Here is a 9485-nt window from a genome sequence, read left to right on the forward strand (position 1 = left end):
TTTTATTTTTTATGAATTAAACGGGTTAGTTTTATGGATAAATCGGTTAAAATAATTTTTGCATTTCCGTTGCGCTCAATATGATACATCGCATCAGATAGCTCTTTGAATATATCGTTAATGTTATTTCCATTTACAAATGGAGCAAAATTTTCTAGTTTAAATTTTTCAACTTTAGGCTCCATATAAACTAAGCTTGGAGCTTGATAATTAAGTAAAAGGGCTTGACGAAACATTTCGATGCAGAATTCTAAGAATTTTTTCTGACTTTCTCGACCTAAAGCAGCAATTTGCTCACTCCAGGTAATTAAATCTTGTATTGCTGCAGCGTTTCCTTTTGCTTTAAAAGCGGCACGAACCCATGTAACAAACCATTGTTCAAAAGGATATTCATCTTCGTCATTTTTTATTAAGTGTAAGGCTTTGTTGTAATTACCTTGTGCCTGATGAGCTATTTTTAATGCCATATTGGGCTCTAAATTTTCTTTAGAAACTAATGCATCGGCTATTATCCTCTCACTTAATCCGTTGAAATGCAATACTTGACAACGTGAACGAATGGTCTGAATGATTGATTCTTCGTTTTCGGATATTAAAATAAAAATAGTTTTATCAGATGGTTCTTCTAATAGTTTTAAAAGTTTATTAGAAGCTGCGATATTCATTTTATCTGCCATCCAGATGATCATAATTTTATAACCACCTTCATACGATTTTAACGCAAGTGATTTTAACACCTCTTGAGCATCTTCTACTCGAATTTCACCTTGTTTATTTTGAACGCCAAGGGTTTTGTACCAATCGAATAAACCACCATAAGGCATTTCTTGAATAAAATTGCGCCAATTTTGTATAAAATCGAGACTTTTGGGTTTGGTTTTTACATCTTCGGTAGTTACTGTTGGATATATAAAATGTAAGTCGGGATGTGATATGGACTGAAATTTTAAATTACAGGACGTATTCCCGTTTTCATTATCAGGACCAGTATTTCCGCACAATATATATTGTGCGTATGCTATGGCAGTGGGTAAAGTTCCAGATCCTTCCTGACCTATAAATAATTGTGCATGAGGAATTCTCCCCGAAGAAGCAGTTTTTATTAAGTGATTTTTGATATGGTCTTGCCCTAAAATTTCAGAAAATTGCATGAAGCAAAGATAGTAGAAAATGATTTAGCCGAAAATTTTCATCTACAAAGTTTAATGCCTTCTTAAAATGAAGATTAAATTCGTTTGTAAAAAAACAATTAGACATAAGAACTTGTTTTTAATCAATTTTAACGGTTTTTATTTATTTCATAAAAATTTTTTTTTGTGAAAAATATAACAATTAGTTTTATGAAATAATTATTAACATTTCTTGTTAATATCGTTTGTTTTAGGATTAAAAAAGAGTCTGATATTTTAGATATAAATGTGTTAATGTATTGACATATAGTTTGATAAAAAGAATCATACTCTTATAAAATGGTTTTTATTAGATAGTCAAAAAAAACCGTTAAAAGAATAGATTTAGTCGTTATGCGGTATTTTTTCGTCTTATTTTGGCTCTATTTATTTAAAAAAAGGGTAATAAAGATTGTGAGTTAAGTTTATTTACATATTTTTGTTTTTATAATTGAATTTTTAAAATAGAATTTATGAAAGGGAAAATTATTTTTTTAAGTATCTTTTTAACGTTGTCAACACAGATGGTATCATCTCAAGCTAAGAATGCTCCTCAAAGTATTATTAGTACATCGGCATTGATCAAAAAATACCATGATCAAAAAGAATTGAAAACAATGCAAAAGGGAGAGCTTTTAGAACTATACATTGAACGTATCAAAGTTTTGGTGAAAACATTACCATTTATTGCTTTGGCTACTAAACCTGGAGTAACGATGGCTGATCTTGGTATCCCTACGGATAATGAGAATAAAAAAATGCAAGACGCTCAACTAGCAGCAACAAATTCTTTCCTAGATATAACTGTAGAATTTGAGAAAAAAATGATGCCATATTCTGATAGAAATAATTTAATAGCTGCTATTTTATTCTATGAAAACACGATTAAATCATTGCATTTATTTAACGAGAATATAGAATAATTATTTTGCCTATTTATTCTCTTCATCAACAAGTATATTGTTGAACGAGATATAGGATATATGCAACTCGTTTTCGGTGTTTTCTTTGATTTATCAGGAAAATAACGAAATGAGTTTTTTTAATTTTCATTAACTCAAATATTATTAGTGTTAATATTAAAACCTACTACCATGAAAAAATCATTACAAATTATTTGGATCGCTCTTTTTGCGGTGTGCAGTGTAAATGCACAACAAGAAAAAGGAATAATGGGTTATAGCAACTGGTTAAACAATTGGACAGAATTTAAACCAAATAAAGTTGATTATGGTGAAGCTAACCAAATTTTAGCGGGAAAAATATCTGTAAACACAAAATTATTAAAGAGGAATATATATGTTCTTCAAGGTAATGTTTACGTTACTAACAATGCTGTTCTTACTATAGAACCTGGTACATTAATAATTGGTGACTTTGAATCAAAAGGAACTCTTGTTATTACAAAAGGAGCTTCGATTATAGCTGACGGTTTAGAAACGGATCCTATTGTTTTTACTTCAAATAAAGGTGTTAAAAAAGCTGGAGACTGGGGAGGAATTATAATTTTAGGAGATGCTCCAATAAACAAGTTTGGAAACATGTCATCTATTAATTACGATCTTGATCCATCGTTAACTACATACGGAGGAGATAATGTTACATCAAATTCAGGTATTTTAAGATATGTTAGAATTGAATTTGCAGGAAAAAAAGTAAGAGGTAATGGTAATTTTAATGCTTTAACATTAGCAGGTGTTGGAAATAAAACTATTTTAGATAACGTAATGGCTAGCTTCTCAGGAGGTGATTCATTTGATATGATCGGTGGAGATTTAAACCTTACGAAATTTGTTTCTTATAAATCAATCAATAACGATTTCAAATTTACTCAAGGAACACAATGTAAAATATATAATTCATTGGCTGTTAGATCTTCTTACTTAACTAGTAACAAAGAAGGTTCTCGTTGTATGGAAGTTTTATCTTATGATAAGAAAGAAGAAACTGATTTTACTAAAAAGCAAACTTTGGTTACAGCGGCTAATATCACAATGTTAAATGATAGTGATAATATTAGTGCAGATATTCAATCTGGATTGGTAAAAGAAGCTATTTACGTTGGTAGCAATGCTGCCATAGAACTTAAGAGAAGTGTAATCTCAGGATTTAATCCAGCGGTTATATTAGATAGTAAAATAGAGATAAATGATGCTAATTTGAAGAAACTTAAATTTGAAGAAATGTATTTCAATATGTGTAAAGGAAATATTTTCACAGAATTTAATTCTAACAATGAAGACTTAGAGAATTGGTATGGTAATACTATCTTCTTTAACGTTCATTCTCAAAGTAATAACAATGAAACTTTTATAGATATATCGAATCCAAAAAGACCTGACTTCAGACTTAATATCGGTAAGATTACAGCTTCAAACAAATAGAATACCTACCTATAGTTTGATTCTTAATCTTTTTAAATGATTTAGTCGTAAAAGAGTTACAGTTTTTAATTGGAAACATATAAGATATAAAAAAATGACTGCCCCACTTTGTAAAAAAATACCATGCATGTTGTTATTTGGATTACTTATAACAACAAATTATACATTCGCTCAAGAGGCAACAACAGATAAACCTATTGTTCCTTCTTCTATTTGCGAAACTGTTGTAGAGAATCTTTGCTCTTCATCAATTTTAGAATTAAGTACTACAAATGAATTTATAGTAGAGTTGTCTGTCCCCATAGATTGCTTTGCTATAAATTCAGCGGTAGGAAATAGTTCTAATGATATAAATGCCGACCCCAAATCGTTATTTACTTCATGGAATAATTCTGTAAATACATTAGACGTAAACTGTAAGTATGATTTCTCAGAAACCTTTATAGATAGTTTATTATTTTTTGACCTCGATGTAATTAAAGAGCGTATAATATGATTAAAGATTTACCTACTAATCTTCGCATAAGCTTTCTTTTTTTATGTGTGTTTTTTTGTGCAAATACAAATGTATTCGGACAAATAACTATTGGGCAACCTACATTTAATTTTAGCCCTGTTTGTGCTAGCCCTGGATTTAATAGCTATGATGTGAATTTTAATTTTTCACCAGCTACAGGATTGTTGGCTACTAATCAGTTTATAGTAGAGTTATCTGCACCTGATGGAACTTTTGCCAAAGCAACTGTAATTTATACCTCTGCTATTGGTGAAATAGTTACATCTCCTGGCAAAATAAAAGTTGCGTTTCCAACAAATACTGCAGGTGAAAAATATAGACTTAGAATAAAAGCGACGGCACCAGCTTCTACTGGTCAGCCTTCTATCGAATTTCCAGCTTACTATAGAGTTCATAATTCTCAATATACTATAAATAATTTTATACCAACTGCTACATATTGTGCTGGAGGGAATTATATTTTATCTATTGACAATCCTGGAGGCCCCCTTAATGATTCACCATTAAAACATTCTGGTTTAACATATAACTGGTATAAAAACAATGGGCTTATTTTGCCTGAAACATTAGTAGCAACTGCAACTAATGGCACCTATACGGTTACGCAACCGGGAGTGTATTATGCTAGAACTAATTATGGAGCTTGTATATTAAGCTCAAATTCTTATTCAAATCAAGTCACAGTTTCAGAATCAACAACAGATGCGAGTACTACTATAACATCTAGTCTCGGTAATCCATTTTGTCCAAACGGAGGAAGTACTACTTTAAGTGTTTCTGGTGGTATAAAATTCGAATGGTTTAAAAAAGATGCTTCAGGTAAAGATGTTTTAGTATCAGATAAACAAACTTACGACACAAATAGTAGTGGATTATATACTGTTAAAATCGACTTTGGTGGGTGTACAGGAAACGGTTCTATTAATTTGCAAAGTCAAGGATCTTTCACGGGGAATCTTAATGTACCAAATAGTAATCCAATAAACGTAGAAACTGGTGAGACATTAGACGTCACTGTAACTACTGATGCAGTTGATCCTTCTTATAAATGGTACATTAACGGAACTCTTATTGCAGATGCAATTACAGATACTTATTTAATCAAGACAATTGGTAACTATAAAGTAGTTGTAACTCAAACTTCAGGTTGTGCAACAACTCAAGAATTCGATTTTCAAGTATCTGACTCAAATCTTAAAAACATCCCCAACATAGTAAGTCTAAGTAGCACATTTAATACTTGGGATTTACCCGCTGATTATAAAAATGCAGAAACAAATGTTATGATTGTTAGTTCACAAGGAGAGGTGATGTTTAATGGAGTGGATTACGATCCTTCTAAATGGGAAATAAAAGATTTTAAAAATATAAATCCAGTTTATTATTACATTATTAAAAAAGGTAGTGATGAAAAAAAGGGATCTATAACTGTAATTAAATAATATGAAGAAAATTTTACTATTCATTACTTTTCTTTACGGCTCAACACAAGTACTCTATTCTCAAGACAATGTCAAAGGGGATGGAGTTGTTCCATTTTCTATACCTATCAGAAATTCATTAAAATTTAATAGATATATAATTAACCCTGCTTTCAGTTTTGTTAGAGAACAAAACACTTATGCGAGTTTTTATAACAAGCGTCAATGGGTACAATTTGATAATGCTCCGCAAACCTATTTATTTAGTTATTCAGGAAGATTTAGTGAAAATCAAGGAATAGGAGTTGGTTTGTTCCAGCAAAATTATGGTCTTATGACCACTTTCGGAATTGTAGGAAACTTTGCTCACAATGTAATGCTTGAAGAAGATAGCAACTTGACTTTTGGAGCCAATGTTGGGTTTTATAAAAGTGGACTTGATCAAGGAAAGATTATTTCAAATGATTCGAATCTTAACATTGATAATATCCCTTCTAATTCAATGCTTACGATAAATCCAGGGGTTAACTACGGAAATGCCTTTTTGGACGTAGGATTGTCTGTAAACAACCTATTACTGTATAATTTTGCCACTTCCGAAATGGTGAAAGATAATCCAGAACAAGCTGTTGAGGCACATCTTATGTATACGGGGTATATTGATGCTTTTGGTTTTTTTGACAGAAGTAAATTTTCGGGGCTTGTAAAATCAGAATTTAAGAAAGACAAAACTGTAATTTCTGGATTGGCTATGATCTCTATTCCAAAAGGATTTTGGGCGCAAGCAGGTTACAATACATTATACGGAATGTCAGCAGGATTTGGAGTTAATGTAACACCAAAAATTGCTATTGAATATAATTACGAAAAAGGAACGGGTAACTTTTCCAATTTCGGAGCTTCTCATGAATTTGTTATTGCTTATAAATTTAAAAGTAAAAGTTATTATTATGGCGATAATGAAGAGGACGAGGGAGCGCTTATTACACCTACTGAGGTTAAAAAAGTTACACCAGCTAAGGTTACAAGTCCAGCAGTAAAAACTGATGGAGCCGAAAAAGCTAAACTTGCTGCAGAAGAAAAAGCAAAAGCTGATGCTGCTGCAATTCAGGCAAGGTTAGAGGCTCAAGCCAAACTTAAAGCAGATGCTGAAGAGAAAATAAAATTAGCTGCTGATGCAAAAGCGAAAGCAGATGCTACTGTAATGCAAGCGAGATTAGATACTCAAGCTAAAGTTAAAGCTGACGCTGAAGCAAGAACTAAATTGGCCGCTGATAATAGAGCCAAAGCTAATGCTGAAGCACAAGCACGATTAGAAGTAGTTCAATCAAGAGCGGCTGAAGCTAAAGCCAAAGCTGAAGCAGTTAGAGCTAAACTTGCTGCAGATACTAAGGCTAGAGCAGATGCAGTTGCACAAGCTAAATTAAAAGCAAATGAATCTAAAGCCAATGCTGATACTAATAGAGCAAAATTAGCAGCCGATGCTAAAGCGAAAGCTGATGCAGCCGCACAAGCTAGATTAGAAGCAGGAAAGTCTAAAGCAGATGCTGAAGCGCTTAAAGCAAAAGAGCTTTCATCGGATGGAAAAACTAAAGTTGATGCCACAGCGCAACAAGCAAAATTAGCAGCCGATGCCAAAGCGAAAGCTGACGCCGATGTACTTAAAGCTAAGTTAGCAGCCGATGCTAAAGCGAAAGCCGATGCCGCAGAAGCACTTAAAATTAAGCTTGCTGCAGATTCAAAAGCAAAAGCAGATGCTGATGCGCTTCAAGCTAAGTTAGCAGCCGATGCTAAAGCGAAAGCCGATGCCGCAGAAGCACTTAAAATTAAGCTTGCTGCAGATTCAAAAGCAAAAGCAGATGCTGATGCGCTTCAAGTTAAATTAGCCGCCGATGCCAAAGCGAAAGCCGATGCCGCAGAAGCACTTAAGATAAAACTTGCCACTGATGCCAAAGCGAAAGCTGACGCAGATGCACTTCAAGCTAAGTTAGTTGCTGATGCTAAAGCGAAAGCCGATGCCGCAGAAGCACTTAAAATAAAACTTGCCGCTGATGTCAAAGCGAAAGCTGACGCAGATGCACTTCAAGCTAAGTTAGCCGCAGATGCTAAAGTTAAAGCCGATGCTGATGCACTTCAAGCAAAGTTAGCTGCTGATGCAAAAGCGAAAGCCGATGCAGTTGAAGCAATGAAAGCAAAATTAGAAGCAGATGCAAAAGTTAAAGTAGATGCAACTGCTTTACAAGCTAAACTAGATGCGGATGCCAAAGCCAAAGCTGATGCAGCGGAAGCACTTAAAATAAAATTAATAGCAGATGCCAAAGCTAAAGCTGACGCTGATGCACTTCAAGCAAAATTAGTTGCTGATGCTAAAGCAAAAGCTGATGCCGATGCAATTCAGGCAAAATTAGATGCGGATGCTAAAATAAAAGCAGAGACGAAAGCTAAAGCTGAAGCCGCAGAATTGAAAGCAATAATTGAAGCCGATGCAAAAGCGAAGGCAGAATCAGATGCTTTACAAGCAAAATTGGCTGCAGAGGCAAAACTTAAAGCAAAAGCTGATGCACTTGCGTTACAAGCAAAATTAGCGGCTGATGCCAAAGCTAAAGTTGCCGCAGCTGCATTATTGGCTAAAGAAACTGCAGATGCAAAAGCTAAAGCAGATGCAGAAGCTAAAGCAAAATTAGCTGCAGATGCCAAAGCCAAAGCCGATGCTGATGCACTTGTGGCCGAAGCCAAAGTAAAAGCCAAAGCAGATGCTGATGCAAAACTAGCTGCTGATGCCAAAGCGAAAGCTGATGCGATTGCTTTACAAGTTAAGTTAGCAGCGGATGCCAAAGCAAAAGCCGATGCCGATGCAAAAGCAAAATTAGAAGCTGATTCAAAAGCAAAAGCTGATGCCGATGCGCTTCAGGCAAAACTTGCTCAAGATGCAGCACTAAAAGAGAAACAAGCTGCAGATGCACTTGTAGCAGCTAATGCCGCTGCTAACGCAGCCAAAGATGAGACTGCTAAATCAATGGATAATTTAACAACTATGTTTGATAGTTCAAATAAAATACAAACAGACTTGTTAAATCAATTGACCGCAACAGTTGCTAAAAAACAAAAAGATCTTAATGATATTAGAGAAGAAAATGATTTAAGTGAAAAAGGAATATATAAAGAGCCGAAACCATTTAAAAGCGTAGCGTCTGAAAATAGCGAGCTAGAAGCATTAAAAATGCAAATAGCACAAGTTAATAGAGAACAAAAAGATGCGCTTGCTAGGCTTACAAGTTTGTACAATGAGAGACTTAAAAAAGTGCCAAATAAAAATGATGCGCTTAACAAAAGTTACTTAGCCAAAATTGAGGCTTTAAAAGCCGAACAATTAAAAGCCGAAAGAGATAATGCTGATTTAATAGCAAGTTTAGAAAATATTAAACTCGAAACAGAAATAGAGAGGAAACGTAGAATTAAACGTGCAGCGTTTGAGAATGACCAAGGGCGTTACCAACAAGATGTTGCTACTTTAAAACGTATAAAAGAAACAACAAAACTAAGTAGTACTGCATTAACGGCAAATGATTTTGATTTTGGAGACGAGCAGTCGAACATGCAAATTATCAAGAACGTTAAAAATGCTGAAAGTGGATATTACTTAATTATTGCAGTTCACAGCAGTACAGATAAAAGAAATCAATTTTTGACCAAAGCAGTTTCAGCAGGTCAATCGAATATTAATTTCTTTTATAATGTGAGTTCTAGTAAATATTATATCTATTACGATAAGTATGATGATTTGCAAGAAGCAAGTAAAGCTTTAGAAACAAAAGGTAATAAGCCATACAACGGAAAAATGTCTATTGTGAAAATCGAAAACGAATAAAAAATTATTGTATAAAATTATAAGAATAAGCAGGTAAATAAGCTTCTGTTTTTAGAAAATTATTTACCTGAATAAATATTTAGAGTGCTATTTACAATGTTTTTCTGATGCCCCATTAGGAAAATG

The 9485-nt window shown here is 33.6% G+C and carries 6 protein-coding genes; 5 read left to right on the forward strand and 1 reads right to left on the reverse strand.

The features are described 5' to 3' along the window. Positions 1-2: 2 nt before the first annotated feature. Positions 3-1151, reverse strand: a complete 1149-nt coding sequence (locus tag LPB87_RS07345; RefSeq protein ID WP_230605479.1) for a DNA polymerase III subunit delta' — start codon at positions 1149-1151, stop codon at positions 3-5. Between the two features lie 491 nt (positions 1152-1642). Between LPB87_RS07345 and LPB87_RS07350 the strand changes: the two genes are divergently transcribed. From LPB87_RS07350 to LPB87_RS07370, 5 genes are all read left to right on the forward strand, one after another. Further along, positions 1643-2092 (forward strand): hypothetical protein, encoded by a 450-nt coding sequence (locus LPB87_RS07350; RefSeq protein ID WP_129540289.1) that lies wholly within the window; start codon positions 1643-1645, stop codon positions 2090-2092. A 171-nt stretch (positions 2093-2263) separates the two neighbouring features. Beyond that, positions 2264-3553: a hypothetical protein gene (locus tag LPB87_RS07355; RefSeq protein WP_129540288.1), complete on the forward strand. Its 1290-nt coding sequence runs from the start codon at positions 2264-2266 to the stop codon at positions 3551-3553. 94 nt (positions 3554-3647) lie between these two features. Then, positions 3648-4049, forward strand: coding sequence for a hypothetical protein (locus LPB87_RS07360; RefSeq protein ID WP_230605480.1), 402 nt, complete (start codon positions 3648-3650; stop codon positions 4047-4049). Continuing rightward, complete coding sequence (locus LPB87_RS07365) at positions 4046-5512, forward strand: gliding motility-associated C-terminal domain-containing protein (RefSeq protein ID WP_230605481.1); 1467 nt, start codon at positions 4046-4048, stop codon at positions 5510-5512. The genes LPB87_RS07360 and LPB87_RS07365 overlap by 4 nt, the downstream gene beginning before the upstream one ends. Position 5513: 1 nt before the next feature. Continuing rightward, positions 5514-9359, forward strand: a complete 3846-nt coding sequence (locus LPB87_RS07370; RefSeq protein WP_230605482.1) for a PorP/SprF family type IX secretion system membrane protein — start codon at positions 5514-5516, stop codon at positions 9357-9359. Positions 9360-9485 lie beyond the last annotated feature (126 nt).

Source organism: Flavobacterium sp. EDS (genome assembly GCF_020991525.1).
Lineage (GTDB): Bacteria > Bacteroidota > Bacteroidia > Flavobacteriales > Flavobacteriaceae > Flavobacterium.